This window comes from Corynebacterium jeikeium (genome assembly GCA_003955985.1).
In the GTDB taxonomy this organism is placed as follows: domain Bacteria; phylum Actinomycetota; class Actinomycetes; order Mycobacteriales; family Mycobacteriaceae; genus Corynebacterium; species Corynebacterium jeikeium_D.
Genome location: CP033784.1, coordinates 2317695 through 2341976 on the forward strand (window position 1 = coordinate 2317695; position 24282 = coordinate 2341976).

19 protein-coding genes and 1 pseudogene are annotated in these 24282 nt (G+C 59.6%); 3 read left to right on the plus strand and 17 right to left on the minus strand.

The features are described from left to right. Positions 1–79 precede the first annotated feature (79 nt). The 6 genes from EGX79_10260 to EGX79_10285 form a co-directional block, all read right to left on the minus strand. Complete coding sequence (locus EGX79_10260) at positions 80–1300, minus strand: formate-dependent phosphoribosylglycinamide formyltransferase (GenBank protein AYX82522.1); 1221 nt, start codon at positions 1298–1300, stop codon at positions 80–82. A 116-nt stretch (positions 1301–1416) separates the two neighbouring features. Next, on the minus strand, positions 1417–2448 hold the full coding sequence (locus EGX79_10265; protein AYX82523.1) for a nucleoside hydrolase: 1032 nt from the start codon (positions 2446–2448) through the stop codon (positions 1417–1419). Between the two features lie 96 nt (positions 2449–2544). After that, positions 2545–3801 carry a glycerophosphodiester phosphodiesterase gene (locus tag EGX79_10270; GenBank protein ID AYX82524.1) on the minus strand — a complete coding sequence of 419 codons (1257 nt, stop codon included), beginning with the start codon at positions 3799–3801 and terminating at the stop codon, positions 2545–2547. Positions 3802–3993: 192 nt separating this feature from the next. After that, entirely contained in the window at positions 3994–4632 is a 639-nt protein-coding gene (locus EGX79_10275) for a hypothetical protein (GenBank protein AYX82525.1), read from the minus strand. A gap of 162 nt (positions 4633–4794) precedes the next feature. Then, positions 4795–5379, minus strand: coding sequence for a hypothetical protein (locus EGX79_10280; GenBank protein ID AYX82803.1), 585 nt, complete (start codon positions 5377–5379; stop codon positions 4795–4797). A gap of 273 nt (positions 5380–5652) precedes the next feature. After that, the gene (locus EGX79_10285; GenBank protein ID AYX82526.1) at positions 5653–6942 is read right to left on the minus strand and encodes an adenylosuccinate synthase; all 1290 of its coding nucleotides are present in this window, start codon (positions 6940–6942) and stop codon (positions 5653–5655) included. 195 nt (positions 6943–7137) lie between these two features. Between EGX79_10285 and EGX79_10290 the strand changes: the two genes are divergently transcribed. Next, entirely contained in the window at positions 7138–7938 is an 801-nt protein-coding gene (locus EGX79_10290; protein AYX82527.1) for a hypothetical protein, read from the plus strand. A 133-nt stretch (positions 7939–8071) separates the two neighbouring features. Next, complete coding sequence (locus EGX79_10295) at positions 8072–8764, plus strand: DUF1707 and DUF2154 domain-containing protein (GenBank protein ID AYX82528.1); 693 nt, start codon at positions 8072–8074, stop codon at positions 8762–8764. A 101-nt stretch (positions 8765–8865) separates the two neighbouring features. Here the strand turns inward: EGX79_10295 and EGX79_10300 are convergent, their stop codons facing one another. From EGX79_10300 to clpB, 11 genes and pseudogenes are all read right to left on the minus strand, one after another. Next, positions 8866–10269 carry an aromatic acid exporter family protein gene (locus tag EGX79_10300; protein ID AYX82529.1) on the minus strand — a complete coding sequence of 468 codons (1404 nt, stop codon included), beginning with the start codon at positions 10267–10269 and terminating at the stop codon, positions 8866–8868. Between the two features lie 97 nt (positions 10270–10366). Next, the gene (locus tag EGX79_10305) at positions 10367–10777 is read right to left on the minus strand and encodes a DUF3151 domain-containing protein (GenBank protein AYX82530.1); all 411 of its coding nucleotides are present in this window, start codon (positions 10775–10777) and stop codon (positions 10367–10369) included. Positions 10778–10909: 132 nt separating this feature from the next. Further along, the gene (locus EGX79_10310; GenBank protein ID AYX82531.1) at positions 10910–12127 is read right to left on the minus strand and encodes a glycoside hydrolase family 76; all 1218 of its coding nucleotides are present in this window, start codon (positions 12125–12127) and stop codon (positions 10910–10912) included. 69 nt (positions 12128–12196) lie between these two features. Further along, entirely contained in the window at positions 12197–12868 is a 672-nt protein-coding gene (locus tag EGX79_10315; protein ID AYX82532.1) for an RNA methyltransferase, read from the minus strand. Then, positions 12855–13700, minus strand: coding sequence for a lysoplasmalogenase (locus EGX79_10320; protein AYX82533.1), 846 nt, complete (start codon positions 13698–13700; stop codon positions 12855–12857). Before EGX79_10320 ends, EGX79_10315 begins: the two co-directional genes overlap by 14 nt. A gap of 98 nt (positions 13701–13798) precedes the next feature. Further along, a complete protein-coding gene (locus EGX79_10325) occupies positions 13799–14359 on the minus strand; it encodes an orotate phosphoribosyltransferase (protein ID AYX82534.1) in 561 nt (186 codons plus the stop codon). 51 nt (positions 14360–14410) lie between these two features. Then, positions 14411–16429, minus strand: a complete 2019-nt coding sequence (locus EGX79_10330) for a hypothetical protein (protein ID AYX82535.1) — start codon at positions 16427–16429, stop codon at positions 14411–14413. A gap of 188 nt (positions 16430–16617) precedes the next feature. Next, on the minus strand, positions 16618–17448 hold the full coding sequence (locus tag EGX79_10335; protein ID AYX82536.1) for a sulfurtransferase: 831 nt from the start codon (positions 17446–17448) through the stop codon (positions 16618–16620). A 265-nt stretch (positions 17449–17713) separates the two neighbouring features. Further along, positions 17714–19251 (minus strand): annotated as a pseudogene (locus EGX79_10340) (HNH endonuclease). Positions 19252–19517: 266 nt separating this feature from the next. Continuing rightward, on the minus strand, positions 19518–20165 hold the full coding sequence (locus EGX79_10345; protein ID AYX82537.1) for a GNAT family N-acetyltransferase: 648 nt from the start codon (positions 20163–20165) through the stop codon (positions 19518–19520). A 186-nt stretch (positions 20166–20351) separates the two neighbouring features. Continuing rightward, a complete protein-coding gene (gene clpB / locus EGX79_10350) occupies positions 20352–22931 on the minus strand; it encodes an ATP-dependent chaperone ClpB (GenBank protein ID AYX82538.1) in 2580 nt (859 codons plus the stop codon). A 359-nt stretch (positions 22932–23290) separates the two neighbouring features. Here clpB and EGX79_10355 point away from each other — a divergent pair, with 359 nt between their 5' ends. Next, positions 23291–24178 (plus strand): fructose bisphosphate aldolase, encoded by an 888-nt coding sequence (locus tag EGX79_10355; GenBank protein AYX82539.1) that lies wholly within the window; start codon positions 23291–23293, stop codon positions 24176–24178. Positions 24179–24282: the final 104 nt, after the last annotated feature.

Below are 24282 nucleotides of genomic sequence, written 5' to 3' on the forward strand. Positions count from 1 at the left end.
GCACCACAGCGGGCACAAAAAAGTGCGCTGCAGCGTTCCTTTCCCAAGCAACACCAGCAGCGCACACTAGGTCGTCGAACTACCCCAGTTCGACGACCTTAATCTTTGATGCCGCCTCCGATGCGCGCTCACGAGCAGCATCGACAGAATCCGCGGTCGAAACAGCAACACCCATGCGGCGACGCGGGCCGGCAACCGGCTTACCAAAGATACGAATATCGGTCTCCGGAATAGCCATGGCCTCCGTCAGCCCGGTGTAACCCGGCTGCTCGATGTCAGCACCGCCGTAGACGACAGCGGAGGCTCCCGGGGACACCAGCGTGACGTCGATAGGCAGACCCAACACTGCGCGCGCGTGCAGCTCGAACTCGGAGAAACGCTGCGTACCCATGGTGACCATGCCGGTGTCGTGCGGACGCGGGCTGACCTCGGAGAACCACACCTCATCGCCGCGGACAAACAGCTCGACGCCGAAGATACCGCGACCGCCCAGCGCGTTGGTGATGCGCGCGGCGACAGAGCGAGCATTGTCCAGGGCGTTTTCGCTCATGGCAGCCGGTTGCCAGGACTCAACGTAGTCACCATCCTGCTGACGGTGGCCGATGGGCTCACAGAACCACGTTGCCCCCTCGCCGGTCTCCGGATCCACGGAGCGCACGGTCAGCAGCGTGATCTCATAGTCGAAATCGACGAAGCCCTCCACGATGACGCGACCGGACTCAACGCGACCGCCACTCATGGCGTAATCCCACGCGGCCTGGACATCCTCCGGCGAACGCAGCGTGGACTGTCCCTTGCCCGAGGAACTCATGACCGGCTTGACCACGCATGGGAAGCCAATCTCATCAACAGCTGCGGTGAACTCATCAAAGCTGGAGGCGAAGTGATAGCGGGAAGTCGGCAGCCCCACCTCTTCCGCAGCCAGGCGGCGAATACCCTCTCGGTTCATGGTCAGCTGAGTCGCCCGTGCGGTCGGAATAACGGTGACGTCCAGCGTCTCATCTTCCTCGACCTCTGCCAGCACCTCGGTTGCCAGAGCCTCAATCTCAGGGACGATGAAGTGTGGCTTGACCTGGAGAATCAGATCCCGCAGTGCACTGGAATCCGACATATTCAAGACGTAGGCGTGGTGAGCGACCTGGTGTGCCGGTGCATGCTCGTAGCGATCGGCAGCGTGCACCTCAACGCCAAGACGCTGGAAAGCAATGGTCACCTCCTTGCCGAGCTCGCCAGAGCCGAGCAGCAGAACTCGCGTTGCTCCCGGCTGGTACGGGGTTCCGGTGACTTCAGGGGTGAACATCGAGATAAATTCGCTTTCGTCTACGGCACATACGCTGCGCAACCAGCAGCTGTTAAATTGATTGCCTCCAGCATACGACAGCGAGCTGATTCACCGCGGCGGGCACGGGCGGGAACCTAGCGCGGGAACACCCGCTGGAACTCAGCCAGCGCCACCTCACGGTCAGCGGCCAGGACAACATTCGCCACCGAACCGGCAGGATCTTCCACCACCTGTCCGCGCCGCGCAGGCTCATCTGCAAAGGTTCGCTTATCGACGCCCACGAGACGCATCTTCTCCACTTCCCCGGTCACCGCACCGACGGCCACCATCGCAGCGAAGAGGTCATGGACCTGCGCCTTATAACCGACTCCAACACCCTGGTGGAACTCAAAGTAGAACTTCAGCGAGCGGCGCAGAACACGCAGCAGCTCCGAGTTCATACCGGCATCTCGCCAGGATTCAATCTCAGTATCACTAATGGTGATGGTCTCGGTGACATTGAGCGGAACCAGCGTCGGCACCGGCGCGCCTGCGGCGGTGGCGATGCTGCGCACGGCATCCTCCGGGCGCTCGACGGCCACAGCGCCCGCGGTGCCGAAGACCTCGGTGACCGCGGTGGGGTCGACCCAGAAGTTCCATTCCGCAAACTCGGTGACGTTACCGTGGTAGTCCACAGCACCGCCCATAATGGTCACGCCGTCGAGCTCCCGCATGAGTTCTGGGTACTTCTTCAAAGCGGCCACGTAGGTAGTCATAGGGCCAGTGACCAGCAGGTGCACCTTCTCCCCCGTCGACCGTGCCTGCTCGATGACTCGTCGCCACAGCGCCAGCGGATCCGCCGCTCCTGAGCGCCCCGGTTCGTAGATGACGGCCGGTGGTGCCAGGTTGTAGCCCAGCCCGTACGGGCCATGAGTCTCAGGCGTGGTGGTCAGTTCACGGTCAGCGGGCCCCTCGAAACCGCTGACAACCGGAACCTCCGGACAACCGCAGAGATTCAACATGTACTTGGTGTTGCGAGCGGACCATGCCGCAGTGGTGTTACCACCTGCGCAGGTCACACCCACCAGCTCGATCTCGCCTGCGGTATGCAACCCCGCGAGGTAGACGAGAGCAAGACTGTCATCGATACCCGTGTCAACGTCGGCAAGCACTTTCAAACGCGTCATAAGGTCAAGTGTGACACGAAACACGCTCAGCCCGCAGAGCTAAACACGGGCAAAACAGGGATACAGACGAGTTTTCGCTGGTGCTAGCCGGGTTTACTAGTTCGTCGACATCGCTGCATCACCCACCGGAGCGGGCTCTGGCAGCGGCATATTCAGCTCGGCCAAGACCTCGCGCAGTCGCGTCGGGTAGTCGGTGATGATGCCATCGACACCAGCGGCAATCTGCTCGCGCATGGTCTCCTTTTCGTTCACCGTCCACGGCACCACCTTCATGCCGGCCTCGTGTGCGCGGGAAATCAGCTCCGGCGTGGCGACCGGGTGGTAGTCAGAATCCGACGGTGTCTTGCCGTAAGGAATGCTGTGCGTCGGTGAGAGCACCTGCACGCCGAGCTGCTTGGCGGCCTCGATGATGTCGCCATCGACCTCGTCGTAATTGACATCGCCGATCCAAGGAGAATCCTTCTTCCAGGTGGTTTCGTCCCACAGCATGACCAGCGGAATCTCCGGGTTCCGTTCCGCGACCAGCGGCAACGAGCGCCAATCGAAGGATTGAATCATCACACGATCAGCCACACCCGCGCGGTCAATCTCGTCGAGAATCACATCGACGAACTCCTGCGGTTCTGCCGAGTCAGCGCGCTTTTCGCCCTCGATCTTGGTCTCAATGTTGAAGTGGATGTCCTGGTTGTCCTTAGTCAGCTCGAACAGCTCCGGCAGGGTCATCATCCTATTGCCCTTGATTGGCTCCGCATCCGGGAAGTCCTCGAGCTTCTTGTCGCAGACCAGGGTTTGTACCTGCTCATAGGTGAGATCATGTACGAGCTTGCCGACGTACGGGTACTGCGGATCCCCCTCCGTCACTGGCTCGGTGTCCGAGCACTTGTCATCTTGGATTTCCGGATCGTGCCAGACCATAGGCACGCCATCCTTCGTCAGGACGATGTCCAGCTCCAACGTCGTAACGCCCAGCTCCAACGAGTTGATCATCGCCTGCTTGGACTCCTCCGTCCACTCACCGCGACCACCACGGTGTGACTGCAGATCAAAACCCTCCGGCAGCTTAGCCATCGCAGCCGGCCGCACATTCGCGGCCGCATTCAGCTCAGCGACCTGCTGCTTTTCAAAGGTCTTCTCTTCGCTCGACGTAGTGCTGACCGCGCTTGCACTGCTTGACGACGACGCCGCGTCGTTGTCTGCATCATTGCTGCAGGCTGCAATAGGAGAAATAGCAAACGCGCCCATAGCGATGGCCGCGATTGCGCGGCGCGTGCCGTGGACGCGTGAATTCTGAGGCTGCTCGCTCTGCTTGGTCCGTTCGTCAAACATGGAGTCAGATGAGTTGCGAGAAGACATGGCCGGTGATTTTCCTCTTTGGGCGTAGTATTAGCGACTTCATAGCGACGGCGCAGTACCGACAACACAGTGTCGACAAACTACCGTCGGAGGTTTACAGAACACAGAAATCTGGGTGAAAACTGTGTGGTGCGCCACTACTTTAAAACGGCCTGACAGCACTCGCATCTGGAGAGAGTGCGGGGTGAGCGTTTAATTCCCCTCTGCCTTTGGAATCTCGCCTTCTTGAGCAACCTCTGCCCCATCCCAGGAGTACGTAACGGGAGCGTTGTACTGGTCTTTAAAGGCGAAGGCACCGCCGTCTTCGATCATTTTATTGACATCGAAGAAATTGACGGTCACAGTTTTGCCATCACCCTCGACCGAGTTGATTGTCTGCGGACCACCGGCGGTCCCCACGTACTCGCCCTTATGAAACAGCAGCACTGCACCAGCGGTAGTTGAATGCGTAATTTCATTCTGTACTGCTGAGGCAAAGGTCAACTCGCTGGTGGTATCCCAGTTCGTATCGTCCGTGACTGTCCAACCGCTGCCATTGCCACCTTCCATTGAGTTCAGGTCGGCAACCGCTTCTTCGAAAGCCTCTTCCTGGGTTGGCGCAGAAGAACCCCCATCGGGGTCGTTGTCATCGACATCCGGATTGGGGGTATCTGCACTTTCACTGTCATCCTCGACAGTGGTGGTCGTAGTGATGGTCGTCGTTTCTTGATCTACCTGAGAAGCAGAGGTCGGTGCTGCGGTCTCATCAGTGGAGCAACCGGACAAAGCCACTACACCTGCGACCGCCGCGCTAACCAGCATCGACCCGCGACGAACTGAATGACCACTCATGGCTGGAACCTCTTCTGTTCTCTCAAGTTTTCTCAAGCACTGAGCTACGACGGAGCATTACTTTCTCATGTCCGACTCTGAATTGAGTTTACTTGGGAAAATTCAAGAGACCCCGGGAGTGTCCAAGAATTCTCGAAAGCTCTCGAAAATTCTCGGGAGTCCTTAGGAAGCGGGCTTCGCCCCGCCGGGAATCTTGCCCTCGTGGACGACGTGATCGCCGTTCCAGAAGAAGTGAACATTAGAGGTGAACTTGGCCGCATCAGCGTTCGGCGCACCTGCGGCCTCCTGAGCCTCCCAGTCGTGGTAGATGACCGAGATGTTCTTACCATCAGGGGTCGGCGTCACCTTGTTGATGTGCTGAGGCCGGTCAGAGTCCGTACCAATGAACTCACCCTTGTGGAACATCAACAGCACAGTGGAGGACTGAGCGTTGCCCTGCTTGGCCTGATCTGCGAGAGCAAAGCTCAAATCGCTACACGGGCTGAAGTTGGAGGTGCCAGTGTACTTCCACCCATCATGGTTGTTCGGACGCTCCCTGTTGACCTTATCCAGGGCCTCCTGGATTTCAGGTGCTGCCGGGTTCGGGGTACAGCTATCTGCCTTCGCCGGAGCCGGTGCCGGCACTGGGGCCGGTTCCGCCTGGGCCGCGGGAGCTGCAACGGCTCCACCTACTGCGGAGAAAACCATCGCGCCGGAAAGTACGGCGGAACTTGCCAGTCGTTGTACTCGGTGTCCTGTGTTTTGCATGAAAACCACACGCCTTCTGTCGTTTGGACTTCTGTCGTTGGACCACGCGGTGAGGCCTACGATACAAAAATGACTCTGGGATGCCAGTGTCAACTGACAATTCCCAGAGCCTTCTCGTGGTTAGCAAATGTTCTTTTTTACAGCAGCCAGCAGTTTCGACACCGAAGATTTTTTATCTAACAGTTCGATAAAGCCGGGTCGAAAGCCGGACTATTTTCCGGCTAGTTCGCCACTGCCCCCCCAGGCTAAGTACCCAGCGCTAGTTGCCCAGCGCTAGTTGTCCAGCACATCGTGGACAACGATGGTCTGGTCACGACCCGGGCCAACACCGATGTAGGAAATGCGAGCGCCGGAGAGCTCCTCCAGGCGGTTCAGGTAATCCTTGGCCTTGTCCGGCAGCTCATCGAAGGTGCGGCAGCCAGTGATGTCTTCGTCCCATGCAGGCATGGTCTCGTAAATCGGGACAGCGTGGTGGAACTCCGACTGGGTGAGTGGCATTTCGTCGTGACGCACGCCATCAACGTCGTAAGCGACACAAATCGGAATCTCGCCGATACCAGTCAGGACATCCAGCTTGGTGATGAACAGATCCGTGAAACCGTTGACGCGCGCGGCGTAGCGAGCCAGCACCGAGTCGTACCAACCACAGCGGCGCTTACGGCCGGTGTTGACTCCGACCTCACCGCCGGTGGTCTGCAGGTACTCGCCCCACTTGTCGAACAGCTCCGTCGGGAACGGGCCAGCACCGACGCGGGTGGTGTAGGCCTTCATGATGCCCAGCACCGAAGTGATCTTCGTCGGGCCGATGCCGGTGCCTACGCAGGCACCACCAGCGGTTGGGTTCGAGGAGGTCACGAACGGGTAGGTGCCGTGGTCGACATCGAGCATGGTGGCCTGGCCGCCCTCCATGAGGACGTGCTTGCCGGCGTCCAAAGCCTGATTGAGCTCAAACTCCGAGTCGATAATCATCGGGCGCAGACGATCGGCGAAGCCCATGAAGTAATCAAAGACCTCATCCGGATCGATGGCGCGGCGGTTGTACAGCTTGACCAGAATCTGGTTCTTCTGAGCCAGCGAAGACTCAATCTTCTGGCGCAGAATCGACTCATCCAGAATGTCCTGGACACGCAAGCCCGTACGGCCGACCTTGTCGGCATACGTCGGGCCGATACCGCGGCCAGTGGTGCCGATAGCGCGCTTACCCAGGAAGCGCTCGGTCACGCGATCCAGCGTCTGGTGGTACGGAGCAACCATGTGGGCATTGCCGGAAACGCGCAGGCGGGAGGCCTTTGCACCGCGAGCTTCGAGGCCATCAATCTCGTCGAAAAGCGCCTCGAGGTTGACCACACAGCCGTTACCGATAATCGGCACAGCGTTTTCCGACAGCACACCCGCCGGAAGCAGCTTCAGCTCGTACTTCTCACCGCCAACGACAACGGTGTGGCCGGCGTTATTGCCACCGTTGGGCTTGACGACGTAGTCGACGCGGCCACCGAGAATATCGGTTGCTTTGCCCTTGCCCTCGTCGCCCCACTGGGCACCGACGATAATGATTGCGGCCATAGTCCTACTTCAACTCCTGGGATTGCAGACGACGCATTAGAGTGTAGTCCTATGCGTATTGTTGTGCTGCAGTGTGGCCCCGATGTACCCGCGTTTTCCCAATTGCTCCGCCAATCATGGTCTACATCAGCACCGTCCGCACCATCAGCACCAGCTACTCCGGCACCACCCGCCTATGCGCTTCACGACGTCGCGATGATCCCCACCCGCAAGGAGCTAGCTTTCATCGACGACCTGGCCAAGGACGTACTGCCTGTCGATACAGCACCGACACCGGAGGAAATCTCCAAGCAGAAGAAAGTCGACCACTTAGGCGCTCCGCAACCCGCTCCGCAAAAGCCGAGCGAGCCGTTAAGAATTGTGGTCGTTGGCACCGACGCGGCACTGGCTGCCGTGGCAACCTACCTGATGCGCAAGAACCTCCTGTGGATTGAAGTGGCACATGTCCCCACCGCGCCCTCGACCGCGGCCAAAAACTGGGGCATCGAAGGAGGAGAAGGGCTCGATGCGGCGGCCGCGCTCACGCGCCCGACGACGCCAGTGCCGCTGATTCGCGATGACACCGGCCACGCAATTGTTGGTTACGCCCTACTGACAGAGCCGGGAATTACCGGAGTGTCCTCGACAAACGGGTTTACTGGCGAGGTCTATGTCGACGAGCATCAGATGTTCTCCGGCACATCCACCGGCCTGCAGATTCGCCCTACCCCCGATGCCCCGGGCATCGTTGCGGCCGAAGTTCCGGCTCCGGAAGCGGAAATCGGTAACGAGGATGGAGTCGGCAAAGGCCTGCTGAGCCGACTCGGATTGGGTCGCGGTGGCCGTCGTAAAGCGAAAGAAGCCCCGGCCCGCGAGCTACACCGTCCGATGACGGGTCGGGCGGTTCAAGTTGGTGGCCTGGGCTTCCGATATGTGCGCGATGGAGTCGAGTCTCGAAAGCCGCGAGAGAAGACAACTATGTACCGACACCTTCGCGACTTGCAGATTGTGCGCTAACTGCGTCGGGCAATAGCCACGGTCTGCCCATGAGAAAGTGGCTTGCTCGAAAGCGGCCTGCGCGAAAGTTCGAGTACAGATAACATTTGGGTGTTAAAGCCACTGCCCGCCACTGCCTCGATAGGACAGCATCATGACCGACAACACCCCACGGCTACGCGCTGGCGACCAAGCCCGCCACACTGCGCTGGAACGCTTGGAATGGGCATTCCGCGATGGCCAGATTGACTTTGCGGAACTGCAGGAGCGCACCGAGAAAGCCCAAAAGGCGACGTACATCGATGAGTTGCCCGCATTGACACAGGACTTGTCGCTGCCCGCGAACCTGGCCGAGCCGACTCCACATGCGCACCCAAACCCTAACCTGCGCCCGAACCTACACAGCGTCCCGGACGAGCACCATTCGGTGGCACCGAATGCAGCCAACAATCATCAACCAGCTCGGATTGATAGCTCCGCCGCGGCAACTGGTTCGAAGCTCTCCATCGGCATCTTCGGCGGCACCGACAAGAGAGGCCCTTGGACGTGCGCTCCCACGCACACCACGGTGGCGGCCTTCGGCGGGACCGGCTTGGATTTCCGCGAGGCCATCCTGACCGCGGAAACTACTGTCGTCAACATTGGCTGCGCCTTCGGTGGAGTCGACGTCATTGTCCCCGACCATTACCAGGTTGATGTCGACGTGCTGCCCATCTTCGGAGGCACGGATGTTACTGGAAACCCGGGACGTAACCTTCCTGCTCCTGGCGCCGGACAGGCTCCGAAGATTATTGTGAGCGGCTTTGTCGCTTTCGGCGGCGTCGAGGTCAAGCGCGTACCGCACTAGAGCATGCTGCAATAGCACGTGGGCAGTAGCATGTGCGCCGGAGCACGTGGGCAGTAACCGACGGGCGCCTAGCGAGCCGCTACTCACCCACTCCTCACCGGCTACTCGTCCCATACCTCCGGCGGCATTGCTGGGAACGGGGTCGTCGGCGGCAGCGTTGCCACAGCTGAACGCCTGGACAGGCCACACACCTGCAACAGGTCCACCACCAATGAGCGGGACTGCGCAAACACAACCTGTTCCGACAGCGTTGCGTCCTCGATCACGCGTGGGTGCATTTTCGCCGCTAAACGACGCAAGTACCGAACCACGTCTTCAAGCTTGACCTCTCCGGATCCCTCGGAAAGCTGAGCGATAGCGATGTCGCCGGATTCGAAAGGCAACTCGCCCCACTCTGGGATTCGGCGCACGGCGGCTTCGTCGTCAAGCACATGACTGACCAGGCGCGTACCTTCAGACACGCCGAGAACAAGTGCGCACAGTTCGGACGAGAAGTCGATGTGATCCTCACGTGCGGTGATAGCGCGACGCGCGAGCACACGGATGTTGCGCATGGCGTTGTCGACGGGATGTACCATGCGCGACAGCGAGTGGATTCTATCCCGAGAACGCCAGAGCAACGGCGAGATACGGACCTGCTCGCCCGCGTCGGCGACAGTGCGGTCCATCAGCGAGACCTGCGCCTGCATGGAGCGCACCACGCTCAGTGCGGTGCGGATGCGATCGGTGTCGCCCTCTTTCATGCCGATGCCGATGTCATAAAGTACGTCTGCACCCATGTCGAGGACCTTGGCCACCTTGCGGCGAGCACCCGCCAGCGGGCTTCGCGGCAATATCATGAGCACAATAATGCCCACCACACCACCGACGAGAGCATCGATCATTCGGTAATAAGAACCGGCGGTGCCCGGCGGAATAATGGTGGCGATGAGCACGGCTGAAGATGCCGCTTGGTTGACCACAAGCGGACCGCGACCGACAAACACGCCAATGACCATGGCGACGAACACACCGACAGTCAGCTGCCAGATACCCGAGCCGAGGATGGAGATAATCACATCACCAATGCCGACTCCCAACGAGGCGCCGAGCACCAACTCCACAGAGTGCTTTAGGCGAGGACCTGCGGTCATCACGTTGAGGCTGATGAAAGCGGCCATCGGCGCGAAGAACGGGTTGGGGTGCCCCAGTACCTCAAGTGCGAACCAGTAGGCCAACCCAGCGGCTAACGTGGCTTGGACAATGAGCATCCAACGGGAGCGCACACGGTCAATCGCATGGAGGAAACGCGTGCGGGGCCTCACTTTCTGACGCAGCTTGTTTGCTGCGCGGGAGGCCGGATGTAGGTACGTATTGCGAAAATCTTGGAAATCCGGGCGCGGATTATCCTCGACGAATTGCGTTTCCTTAGCTTCGACGAGGTCGTCGACATGCGCGGGAGCAAGGTCCTCTAGATTCCTGGCAGCTGCGGCATCCTTATCTTCCCCACCAGCTATGCCAGCCATGCCGAAGTCACCATCCTCATGTAAAAAACTGTGCGCTTTTTATGTACCCGTTGTGCTGTTGTGCACTCTTATGTGCCCGCTGAATCTCTATGCGCGATTAAAGACCCAGTTCTGGCAACGCGGATTCATCACTGTCACGCAGCAACGCCATCATGCGATCGAATTCATCATCCTCGCCGATAGCCTTAGCAGCCTTAGCCAACGCTGCGAAGGCGCGGAGCACACCACGATTCGGCTCGTGCTCCCACGGAATGGCTCCGAACCCCTTCCAGCCGTTTCCACGCAGCAGGTCCAGACCGCGGTGGTAACCAGTGCGAGCGAAGGCATAGGCCTGAATCTCCTGGCCCTCGGACAAGGCGCTTTCAGCCAAATCCGCCCAAGCCTGGGAATCGCGCGGGCATGCGCGAACCACGGCCTCCGGGCTTGCGCCACCGTTGCGGGCAGCAACGGCCTCGTCAAGAACGGGGAGCTTCACGGGAGCAGGAGCCATCATGTCATTGAGTTTCATGCGTCCTATTGTGCCAGGCATCACGTGGCGATGGCAGGGGCTCAGTAGGTGACTCCCTGTTGGCAACGGCGGGCACAGCGCGGTGGTACAACGTCGGCAAGCGCCAGATGACGACCAACTAGCGTTCCCCGACTACTCCGGGCAGCTCGGCTTCGTCGAATCCAACGACTCACCATTTTCCAGCTTGGTCGCAACAAAATCGGCCACTCGGGCGCACGCTTCCATCAGCATCCAACCCGACAGCTGGACAGAGAGGTCACGCTCCTTAATCGCCGAACCGCGAACCGCGCCACCGACTGATTGCGCAACCGAACCGCCCTGTGGGAACTGAGCATTGTCGTTCCAATCTGCGGGGAAAAGCGGCAGGCCATCAACCTCGAGGCGGTGGTACCAGCACTTCTCCCCCGAAGCCAGAACCAGTCGGCGAGCAATGCGAGCTGCCGCGCGATTCATGCGATTGTCTCCAGGCAAACGCACCGCCGCATCGGCGAGGTATCGCACGAGGATGCCGTTGAACAGACCACCATCGCCGCCACCGGCACCGGCGATAACATTGTCGGTGGTCGCCAAATCCTTTGCCACCGCGTGGATGAGGTTTTGCACGCGCGTGAAATACTTCGTCGCCTGTTCACGCTGGCCGTGCGCCCGAAGCGCAAGTCCCACTTCGAGGCAAGCGCCAATCATGACACCCTGGTTGTACGTAAACATGCCCTTCTGCACGACGGCACCTGCCATGGACAAGCGAATGCCGTCGTAGAGCAGCCCTGAGTCCGACAGGAGGTTGGCGTAAACCCAATCGATAAGTTCCTCTGCCTCCTTGATACGACCAGCCCGGGCCAGAGCGATGGCTGCAGGACCGTTCGAGGGGACGTTGAAAAAGAGGTCCTGCTCACGCCACGGCAGCACACCCGTGGACTCCTGCCGACCATCGCCCAAGCATGAAATCAGCCGTGCTGTCGTCTTCTTGGGCACCGATGCGCCGAGGACAGCGTCGGCACGCCCGAGCGCCAACGCCATCCACGCGCGATCGTCGTAGTACTTGTTCTTGGTCAGCAGCGTGAGGTTGCGAATGCGGATACCCCGAGTGGTCTGGCGGATAGCGCGGTACTTCTCCTTAGAAGGCACGCGCTTGGCTGCGTCTACCAGGCAGTCGAGATACTGCGCCTGCCACCAGTAATGCCAGTTGATGAAGACCTTATGTCGAAGCGGCGCGGGCCAGGAAGCCATTGCCAAATTCGTGCCCGGAAGACCCCACAGCTTCGCCGCATGACGGTTGCGAATCGCCTGTTCAGCCACGTCCGCACGATAGGCCCACGTTTCGGCCTCCGGACGCGACATTTTTAGAACCACTGGCTCTCCTTAAAACGGCTGTGAAACAGCTCTAAAACAGCCTTCGAAATAAAACACCTAAGCAGACAATTACCAGGCCGCGGTGATATCTGCATGAGTACGAATCCAAGAGTGCATGGCAATACCCGCCGCTACCCCCGCATTTATCGAACGCGTCGAGCCAAATTGGGCAATCGACACCGTCAAATCCGCCGCCTGCTGTGCTTCTTCAGTCACTCCCGGCCCCTCCTGGCCGAAGAGCAAAAGACAACGCTCGGGCAACTCAACGGTTTCGATGGGTACGGAGCCCGGCACATTGTCCACGGCCACGACAGCCAAATCATGCTCGCGCGCCCAGCTAATGACCTCCGACACCGTCTCGTGGTGCAGCAAGTGCTGGTAGCGGTCAGTCACCATCGCGCCGCGACGATTCCAACGCTTGCGCCCCACGATGTGCACGGCCTCCACCAGGAAGGCATTTGCGGTGCGTACCACGGTGCCAATGTTGGAGTCATTCTCAAAATTCTCGATGGCGATATGCAACGGATGACGACGCTTATCCAGCTCCGCGACGATAGCCTCCATCGTCCAGTAGCGGTAGGCATCGACGACATTACGTCGGTCGCCCTCATCCAGAAGCTGCTCATCGTATTCTGGGCCGGTCGGCCGGGGTTCGTTCGGGTGCTCCTGCTCCCACGGCCCCACCCCGACACGAGCCTCAAACCATTCCGTCGGCCCCTTCCCGGGCTCAGGCGCGGTCAAGAGCCAACAGCCCCTCGACCAGGAACAACTGCGCCACGGTGTAGGTGTCCATCACTGCCGCATTCAGAAGCTTGCCGACGACGCCCTCCTCCGCAAACATCTTTCGAGCCATCAGTAGCGTGTCGGAGACGAGGAACAGGTTGCCACCGTGGCCGAGGCCGTAGGCGGCATCGGCAATCGGCAGGCCGGTCTGCTCATCAGTACCGACAGCACCGGCACCCTCCAGCAGCGCCGGGTCATCGGCCAGTGCGGAGGTCACAGCCAGCAGCGGACCGTAGCCAACAGCAGCGGGCAGCGCCTCGGGCTTTACAGCACCGACCAGCGGTACCGAACCAGCCCACAGTGGGAAGCGAATGGCAGCACGCAGCGCGCTAATCCGAGCTCCGGCACGCCACAGCAGCACGTGGTAGGCAACCTGGTTAACTGCGAACGGCACAGAACCGCGGTTCAGGTTCGGCTTATTCGGCATGAGAATCAAGTCGCCCAGCCAACCGCCGGCGAGGCCGATGAGCAGGGTGGTCGTCGTAAAGCGAGACGTCTCGTGGCGACGGCGCCAAACATTGGCCGCCAACAGTGGCATGAGGACAGTCTTGGAAACTCGACGTGGAGTCTCCCAGCCGAAGGCACTGGAGACAACGTTGACCGCACTGGCGGCGATATAGCCGGCACGTTCTGGGGCACGGCGGGTGTCGGAGCTTGCGCTGGCGATACCGACGAGTGCGCCGAGGCCCTCGCCCGTGCGACGCACAAACATGTCAGCGACGGTTTCCTTGGTGCCGGGAAGTTTGGTCGTGGTGAGCTTGGACAGGAGTCCTGCGCGCTTGGTGGTCATGGGGATGTTCCTCTTTCGTGGGACTGCGTTGGGGCGGTGAGCTGGGTGAGGCTCGGCGAGCAGGGTGAGGCTCGGCGATAGCTCTAGCGCTCAGATTCTTAGGCCAGACCCAAGTCATCCAAACCGAGCAGGTAACGGTAGTCCAGGCCTTCAGCCTTGATGACCTCGTCGGCGCCCGTCGCGCGGTCAACCACCGTGGCGACACCGACAACCTCAGCACCGGCCTCACGTAGTGCAGCGACGGCGGTCAGCGGCGAGTTGCCCGTGGTGGTGGTGTCCTCCACAACCAGGACCTTCTTGCCCACAATGTCCGGCCCCTCGATGCGGCGCTGCATGCCATGCTTCTTGGCTTCCTTACGCACCACAAAGGCATCAATTGGACGCCCTTCGGCGTGCATGACAGAGGTAGCCACCGGGTCCGCGCCAAGCGTCAGACCCCCGACGTGCGCGTAGTCCCAGTCTGCAGTGAGCTCCCGTAGCAGGGAACCAATCAGGCGCGAGGCCTCATGATGTAGGGTGGCGCGGCGCAGGTCAACGTAGTAGTCAGCCTCACGTCCAGACGACAGCGTGACCTTGCCATGAACAACCGCCAGCTCCTTGACCAGCTCGGCCAAACGCTGCAGCTTCTCCTGATTGACATTGCTCGTGTGGATGCTCATCTGAGGTTGTCTCCTAAATAAACGACTGTGTGCTCAAGGATATGTCTGGTTCTACTCGTCCGCGGAATCAGGGGTTGCGCCCTTGTCCTCGGATACAGATTCGGTGGGGTCGTCGCTGCTGTCGAGGTCTGGGGCGGCGTCGGTAAAAATACTGGCGGGCTTCACATTTGATCGCACCACACGCCCCTGGCTCGAGCGCATCCGGCTATGTTCGGGGTCCTCACCAAGCGCAGGAATCTGCTGGCCAGAATCCCCAATGTCCTCCGACTCACCAACGTTTGCACCCATCTTTCGTGCCGTTGACCGCGAAGGCAGCGCCGTCGGATCCAGCGGTATATCCCGCGTAGGGCGCCACGACGAACCGTCAATCGCCTGCACCACCGTGGGTTGTGCATTGCTTTGCGACGACCACTGCGAATCATCCGTGGTTGCATCCGCGGTAGCAGCGGACGAGGACGAAGGAGAATCTGCGTAAACAATTTCCTCAACGTCCAGCGGCTCTTCGCCCTTGCTATTCTGCGCGCTGTGACTCTGGGCATGCCCGTTCTGTGAGCTATGATCCTGCGAATCGTGGTTAGCAGAACCGTTGCGACGCTGGTCTGGTACCGCGTGCAAGTGCCCACGCCCGGTTCCATCAGAAATCAAGGAACCAGAGTCAACGGACTGCTCGGTGAGCTGCAAACGAGTGGGATCCCACTGTTTAGTGTCCGGAGCGACGGTTTCGCCTTCCGCTGGTGGCAACCTGCGTGCAATGTCGGAGAAGTCCGACAGCGATGCCAGTGCACCGTCCCAGTCCTCTGGCACCGAATTATCAATCAGCTGAGCCAAGGACCAGGAGTTTTCGGACCACATGCGGGTAATGGCCGGGTGCACGTCGGCAAGCATGCGGGTTGCACGGTCGTCGAAAATGCGATGAATGAGCTCTGGGTCGGTAGCTGCGACTACCAGGCCGGCTTCGGTGGCTACGTGAGGCAGCGTCGTGCCGCCGCTGCGGCGCAACTCGAAAACCTCATCGCTGGATACAGAGCGGCGGATGGCGATGGTGGTGATGCCGCCGACATCGGCGAGGTGCATTTCCCGGCCAAAGGCGAAACCGGAGACCACGGCCTTGGCATCGCCGTCCGGCGTACGCTGCCAGTACGACGGCAGCTCATGGTCCACACGGTTGTAGACAGAATTACGTTCCTGCGCCCAGGCCTTCCGCAGGTGACGCACACGGCGACCGCTGATACGTCGACGGACAGGGGCCACTGACTGCTGCTGGGCGCGCTGCGGTTGCGCGGGCGGGGTGGACTCAGTGGGCAGGGTGGCCTGGGTGGCCTGGGTGCGCGCCGCACGATCGGATGGTTGCGGCACTTCGTCAGTCTCGGCTTTTACGCCGGACGCAGCTTCGGATTCTGCACCGTCAACAGTTCCAATGCGAGCGTCAGGAGCAGTGGTGCTGTTGGCATCTATGGCACTGGTGTTGTCCACTAAACCTGTCTCGGGCTCATCCGTGGTATCGGTATCTTCAGCAGTCACCGACTCGGCTGGCTCCATGCCAGATTCTGTGCCGGACTCCGCGCCGCTTCGGAGAGTCATGTCCGTTCCCGCATTCAGGTCAGCTGCTGCTTCCGATGTTTCGGGAGCACCCGCTTCTTCTGTTGCTTCGGGCATTTCAGCAGGGGCCACCGGCTCGATTCCCGAGACAGATTCAGGCTCCGTCGGCGTCTTTTCTACAGCTGAAGTCCCCAGTTCTGTCGTCGAAACCTCAGTTTCAGAGTCAACTTCAGCGGCGCTATCAGTCTCAGCGGCAACCTCAGAGTCAGCGTCAGCTGCGACATTCGGTCTCGCCACAGAAGTTGTCTCGGGGCTGCCTTGCTCCGAAGAATCCGACTGTTCGAACACAACATCTTCTGCCGCCACACCGGTTACTTCGCCGGTGGAGTCCGAGGGCTCGTCGTAAAGCGATGGCGATGACGGAGACGCCACAGCAGTCTCACTTGTGCTGCGACGGCGGCGGTCGACAACGAACAGCGCGACTGCGGCGATGATGAGAATCGCTGCGAGGGTGAATACTAGGGGAATCATTAATCTCCTAGCTTAAGCCAGAAGCCGTTCTATTTGGTCAGCGACAAGATGCCGTCCCCCGTCTGGCGCAATGCCAATGCCCGAGGCGAGAGCGTTCAGGACTCTCTAGGACGGTAAAGGGCGAGGGGCAAAAGCCACATGGACGGCACATCAGGGGCCCTGGGGCGGTCGCCCTGGCCCGGGCCCGCTTAGAAGCGGACGATAGGCAGGCTCGGATCGCCAGCCCACTGGGACCAGCCGCCGACATACAGAGCGGCGCCCGTGATGCCCGCTTCTTCCATAGCCTGAATGAACAGCGAGGAATGAAGACCGGAACCGGAGTAGACCGCTACATTGCGACCGTCTTCGATACCGACGGAGGCAAAGCGCTCACGGAGCTGCTCAACAGGCAGGAAGGAGCCGTCGGCATTTTGCAGACTGCGAGCCGCCAGGTTCACGGCACCCGGGATGTGACCTGCCTGCAGATCGACGCGCTCACTACGACCTTCAAAACGGCTGGGCTCACGCGCATCCACCAAAATTCCACGCTCAGACCAGGTGCGTACGTCATCGAGGCTGGCAACAGGCATATTGCCTTCACTCACCGCAATCGTTCCAGGCCGCGGCAGATTTCCGGGCCCGAAGGCAGTCTCGTTTCCATCTGCTTCCCAAGCAGCTAACCCACCGGTGAGGACACGCACATTCTCCAAACCTGCCCAGCGCAGAATCCACCAAGCACGTGACGCGAACAGTCCATCGCCCGCGTCGTAGACGATCACGAGATGCTCCGAGCGGACTCCCCATCGACGGACGGCATCGCGCACACGCTCGATATCCGGCAACGGGTTGCGACCAGCTTCTCGGCTTGGAACACCTGCTAGGTCCAACTCGGGATCACAGAACACGGCCAGTGGGATGTGAGCCGTGGCGTAGGAGTCATATGGTTTTTTAGCACGCGACCAGCGTGCGTCAACGACGACGATACGACCGCCGCCGGCAATCTTGTCACGAAGCTCTTGTACCGAGATGGATGTTGTCATAATTCCGGATTCTAAATCGATTGACTTGGTAGCGCGATATGTACGTTATTAAAACTAGGAGCTTGGGAAGGTGCATGAAGACGCTGCTCACCTGGCCGTTTTCATCTCAGGCACAGGCCATGGAATCGGCTGTGCCACCGCAGAAAAACTGCTGCACTATGCCGCCAGCATCGGCACCCCCCTTTCCTCAACCGCTTTATTAACACAAAGCTGACTACGAAACGGAAGATCAGCCTCTAAGCCAGGCCTCGGTCTCCCAATCCGACTACCCACCGGGATCCGGCCCCATCTCGTCATTGCCATCCACTGTGTCCCCCGCCCGTTTCTCTCGCGCTTTACGACGCAACCAGCGCCCCGGGCTATCGAACGTATCGGGGTCCTCATTGGATTCCGCTTTCCGGTTTCCTTCCTCGTCTTTCGGGGGCACCCAGACCACACGATCAGTAGAGGCCTGCTCACACTCCCCGCTAACCCCGTCCCCTTCGTCAGTTCCTAGAATCTCCGCCACCTCATCCGGCCGGAGCGTCCACCAAGCATTTTCATTACATCGAGCATCGTCGATCTTTCGATGCGTACCCGGATCCACCAACGTGAGATTATCCAGGTCAGTGCCACCACCGGAAGCCCACGACTGCACATGGTGAACATCGCACATAGCTCCCGGAGTGCCCATGCCCGGCGCGGAGGAACCTCCTTCCTCTCCAAGAAGGGCCAGATACTGCGGCAAAGTCCCCAGCCTGCGGGACCGACCAAAATACAAGGTCTGCCCCTCATTCCCCAATACTTGGAGGAACGAATTTCTATCAACCATCTGTTGCACGGCCTGACTAATGGAAATTCGCACTCCCGCGTCTGAGACCGCTTTGCCCGATCCAGGAAGTACAAAATCTTTCCCCTCAGGCAGGGAGACTCCAGCTAACGCTGCCACATCTGCGATATGCGCGACGGTGACCACCGATGTCGTCCCCCGCGCCGGCTGAAGCTCACCGCCTGGTTGAAAGCCCCCGTTCACCGCCGCTTCCACGGCATCATGGAAACGCTGCTCCGGATTCCGCTGGTCATCGGCGCCTTCTTCGAGTAACCCACCAGGCCGCGCATGATCTGCCTGCAGCCTTTTGAGCACCGCCGCAAACGAAGGCGTAACACACCGCTCAACCGGCTCATGCCGTCCGGCCCCTGAGCACCGATTTTTAGACTTCGTTTCCGAGCGCGGTCCTCATCCGTATACGGGTCATCAACCCCCAACATCGCCCGCAGGCGGTTCGGCAATTTATTGAGATCATCAACACGGATTTTGTCCACTAAATCTGAAATGTGCTTGTCCAGCAGCCTAGACAGCTGCGCATGCTCCGTTGCCGGCAGCTCCCGAACGGCTTTGTCAATCTTCGCAACAGCATCCGCACCGACAACACCTTCCTCAACCTTCTGACGAAGGTTCGGCATTCGCACATCCTCATTCGCCGGAGCAAACGGATCAACATTCCTACTCAGACATCCGACGACATTGATACGCTGCCTCGCTTCTGCTCGCGAGATTCGCATCTCCTGCGCTAGCCACGCGATCCTTCGGTGCTCCGCGCTGGGCATCCGCCCCTTCATAGTCTCCACATAAGTCGCATCAATTACTGCGAGTCGTTTTCGCGCTTTCTCAATCGACTTATATGCATCGTGCGCATGATCCGGTGCAAGTACTTCGAAGTTCTCCACGATGACTGTCGACAGAGCTTCAAACTGCGCAACCGCATCTAAAACCTGCGATGTCGAAAGCGGTCCACCGCCGTTTGACGCCGATGGTGTAGACATTTCCCCACCCCTTTTAAAACGCTAGCAATCCGAATCCCCAAATGGACTAACTAATTTCCCTCCCCCACATTATCGCACACCCATTCGACACACCACAACCCCCTAAGTCAACTTTTTCGAACCTTTTTCCGAAACGCTGCCTCGCTTCCAGCGCCTAAACACCCCACCATCCGCCCTGAAAACCCCACCAACTCGCGCAGTCCCTCACCACCCGCGCAGCCCCCACCAACCCGCGCAGCCCCCACCAAAAACTGCACGCCGAAAACCTAAAACCGCACCACCATCACATCATGGTCCGGGAAGCTCGAGCGCCCCACTAGCTCAAATCCCGCCTTCACATAGGCTTTCGCCGCCCGCGGGTTGGCATCATGGACAGCCAGACTAACCCCCGGGTACCCCAGCTCACGCGCATACTCAAGGAGTCCTGCAATCATCGGCTGCGACAGCCTGCGCCCAACAACACCCGGACGCAGCGCAATCGCTACCTCAGGAATCCGATTTTCCACAAACCCGTACCCCGGATCGTCCTGCGTAAACGTACGCAGCCAGGCTGCCCCCACCGGCACTTCATAGCTCTCGTGCTCTTCGCTTGACGACGAATCCCCGCGCTCCAACCATTCCGTCTTAATGGCGGCCGCACTGTAGGTAGCCTCGCGAGAAACCCTCGGTTCAAATGGGTCAGTGCGGGTCATGTCGCTACTGAGCGACTCGAGGTCAGCGTCGTCAAGCGAAGTGGCGAAAAGGATAACCCCGCCCTGACTCGCGTCCCACTGGTCGACGTACTGACGCCTCGTGACTACATAATCTTCCGGCAGTGGCTGACTTTCATCTCCGAATGTTTCCGTTAGTTCGTCCATCCAGGCAATGAAGGGGAGGTCGGAGTCTGTCGCTGGTCGCCACTGAAAGTTAGTCATATTTGCGCACTATACCGGCGCACTCCAGACTGACCGGAATGCAACAAGCACACACGGTCGGTCACAAGACACATAAACCCGGACAATAAAGGCACAAAAAAGGGGCGGTTCAGGAGAAAACTCTCTCAAACCGCCCCAACAAACAGACAACCTGCTCAGCAGTTATCGCCCTGAGTATCAGGCGCCCTAGATTCGGGCTACGCCATCCTCGTCATAGCCGACAACCTTCAGCGACTCGCTATCGTCAGCAACCGTGACCTCTACGCGGTCACCATCGCGAACATCACCGGCGAGCAGTCGACGTGCCAGCTCATCGCCGATTGCCTTCTGCACCAGACGACGCAACGGACGGGCGCCGTAGGCCGGGTCGTAGCCGCGCTCCGACAGCCAATCCAGTGCCTCATCGGAGACATCCAGCACCAGACGACGTGCCTCCAGGCGTTCTGCCAGGTTGCGAACCTGAATGTCCACAATGCCGCGCAGCTGCTCGGAGGTCAGCGGATCGAAGATCACTACATCGTCGAGACGGTTGATGAACTCCGGCTTGAAGGCCATCTTGACCGCATCCATGATCTGCTCATGCGTACCACCAGCACCGAGGTTGGAGGTCAGAATCAGAATCGTGTTTCGGAAGTCCACGGTTCGGCCCTGACCATCGGTCAGGCGACCCTCATCGAGCACCTGCAGGAGCACATCGAACACGTCCGGGTGAGCCTTCTCGACCTCGTCGAAAAGCACGACGGTGTACGGACGGCGACGAACAGCCTCGGTGAGCTGACCGCCAGCGTCGTAGCCGACGTATCCGGGAGGAGCACCAATCAGACGAGCGACAGAGTGCTTCTCGCCGTACTCGGACATATCGATGCGCACCATCGCACGCTCATCGTCGAAGAGGAACTCCGCCAGCGCCTTGGCCAGCTCTGTCTTACCAACGCCAGTTGGACCGAGGAACAGGAAGGAACCAGTCGGACGGTTCGGATCGGCAACACCCGCACGCGAACGGCGGACGGCATCGGAGACAGCCTCCACAGCGGCATTCTGACCAACAACGCGACGGCCGAGGTTGAGCTCCATTTCGAGCAGCTTCTCGGTCTCACCCTGCATCATCTTGCCAGCCGGGATACCCGTCCAGGCGGAGACAACCTCAGCGACTTCCTGAGGCGTGACCTCCTCCTTGAGCATGGAGTTTTCCTCTGCGTCAGCGACCGATTCCTCGGCGGCCTCCAGCTTCTTCTCCAACTCAGGGATGCGTCCGTAACGCAGCTCTGCGACGCGCCCGTAGTCACCTTCGCGCTCAGCCTTTTCGGACTCAGTGCGCAGGGCATCGAGCTCTTCGCGGACGGAGCGGACATCATCAATCGAGGACTTCTCGTTCTGCCAGCGAGTCTTCAGAGCGTTGAGCTTCTCGCGCTCATCTGCAAGTTCCTCACGGAGCTTGTCCAGGCGTTCCTTCGACGCGATGTCAGTTTCCTTCTCCAGGGCCATTTCCTCGATTTCGAGGCGGCGCACGATGCGTTCCGCGGAGTCGATTTCCTCCGGCGAGGAGTCAATCTCCATACGCAGACGCGATGCGGCCTCATCAACCAGGTCGATAGCCTTATCCGGCAGGAAGCGGGATGTGATGTAGCGGTCCGACAGCGTTGCTGCAGCCACCAGCGCGGAGTCCTGGATGCGAACACCGTGGTGGACCTCGTAGCGCTCCTTCAGACCACGCAGAATACCAATGGCGTCCTCAACGCTCGGCTCACCGACAAAGACCTGCTGGAAACGACGCTCCAGCGCAGCATCCTTCTCGATGTACTTGCGGTACTCATCCAGGGTCGTCGCACCGACCAGCCGCAGCTCACCACGAGCCAGCATCGGCTTAATCATGTTGCCCGCATCCATCGAGCCATCACCCGTGGCGCCAGCGCCAACGATGGTGTGAATCTCATCGATGAAGGTAATAATCTGACCGTCGGACTCCTTAATCTCGTCCAGAACCGCCTTCAGGCGCTCCTCGAACTCACCGCGGTACTTCGCACCGGCGACCATAGAGCCCAGATCCAGGCTCATCAGCGTCTTGCCCTTCAGAGATTCCGGCACATCACCTGCAACAATGCGTCGTGCCAGCCCCTCTACAATGGCCGTCTTACCAACGCCCGGCTCACCAATGAGCACCGGATTGTTCTTGGTACGACGACTCAAGACCTGTACCACGCGACGAATCTCCGCATCGCGGCCGATAACTGGGTCAATCTTGCCCTCACGTGCCCGCGCGGTTAAGTCCGTCGCATACTTTTCCAGAGCCTGGTACTGCTCTTCCGGATTTTCCGTTGTTACCTTCCTCGATCCACGCACGCTAGCCAGCGCACCCTTTAACGCCTCGGCAGTAGCACCCGCCGACTGCAGCACAGTTGCCGCCTCCGACTGGCCAGTTGCTACACCGATAAGCAGAATTTCCGTGGAAACGTACTCGTCTCCCAGCTCCCCCGCCAGCTCCTCGGCGGCGTTCAGTGCATTAACAGCGTCCCTATTAAACTGCGGGTTCGCCATATTCGCCCCGCTTGCCGACGGGTACCCCGCGACCAGCTCCTTAGCGCGGGTCAAAACCCCAGAAGGATTAACGCCCGCTGCTTCAAGCAGTGGAGCCGCAATACCCTCCTTTTGCTCCAGCAGTGCTACCAGAATGTGCCCAGGCCGGATATCCGGGTTACCCGCGTTGGTCGCGGCCTTCATAGCTTCCTGGAGAACTTCTCCAGTCTTAGTTGTTGGTGTAAAACTCATAACTTGCGCCCCTTTGACTCAACTTTGTCATTCACTACCCATAACGCACTCAGCCTTGAGTCTGTTCCACTCAACTTCAAATTTTTCAATTTCCGACTGTGATTCACACCACATCTATAGCAAAAAGGATTGAGCTCGGCAGCGTCGTTAAGCGTAGTAGCGCGCCGGAAAGCACTAGAAAACGTTGGAAAGCTCCAGAAACCACGTGCGAACACACTCCGACACACCGCCCGACGTCCTCACCAGCACACTCCCGCCGGATTCAACTTCCCCCATGTGAGTGATGGGCGGGCAGCGCACTCATATTGTTTTGGTTACCCTGGTAGGTGACATTCCTTCATTCTCACGAAAGGACTCGAATGAACATCGAGCAGGCACGTCAGATGACTGAGGGCAAGGGCTTCATCGCCGCTCTCGACCAGTCCGGTGGATCTACCCCGAAGGCGCTGCGCCTGTACGGCATCAACGAGGATCAGTACTCGAACGAAGATGAAATGTTCGACCTGGTTCACGAGATGCGTACCCGCATCATCACTTCCCCGTCCTTCAACTCTGAGCAGATTATTGGCGCGATTCTCTTCGAGCAGACCATGGATCGCGACATCGAGGGAATCCCGACCGCTCAGTACCTGTGGGAAAAGAAGGGCATCGTCCCGTTCCTGAAGACTGACAAGGGCCTGGCAGACAAGGAAAACGGCGTTCAGCTTATGAAGCCGTGCCCGGGCCTGGATGAGCTGCTGGAGCGCGCTGTCGCTAAGGGCATCTTCGGTACCAAGATGCGTTCCTTCATTGCCGAGGCAAACGAAGAGGGCATCAAGGCCAACATTGCCCAGCAGTTCGAGTTCGGCAAGCAGGTTCTGTCCCACGGTCTGGTTCCGATCCTGGAGCCGGAGGTCGACATCAACGCTGCTGACAAGGCAGAGGCTGAGGACATCGTCCTGCGCGAGCTGCTCGCTGGCCTGGATGACCTGGCTGATGACCAGAAGGTCATGATCAAGGTTTCCATCCCGACCAAGGATGACCTGTACAAGCCGCTGATTGAGCACCCGAAGGTCATGCGCGTTGTCGCCCTGTCCGGTGGCTACGAGCGCGAGGACGCCAACGAGCGTCTGTCCCGCAACCACGGCATGATTGCTTCCTTCTCCCGTGCACTGTCTGAGGGCCTGTCCGCTCAGCAGTCCGACGAAGAGTTCAACGCAACCATGGCTGAGTCCGTCAAGGGCATCTACGAGGCTTCGATTTCCTAATCGTCCGCTGTGCATTTGCGCTTCGCTGTGCATCTGCGCTTGTGGGCGCCTCTAGGTAGCCGCTAGCGCAACTAAAAACTCCCGCACCAGGTTTTTCTTGGTGC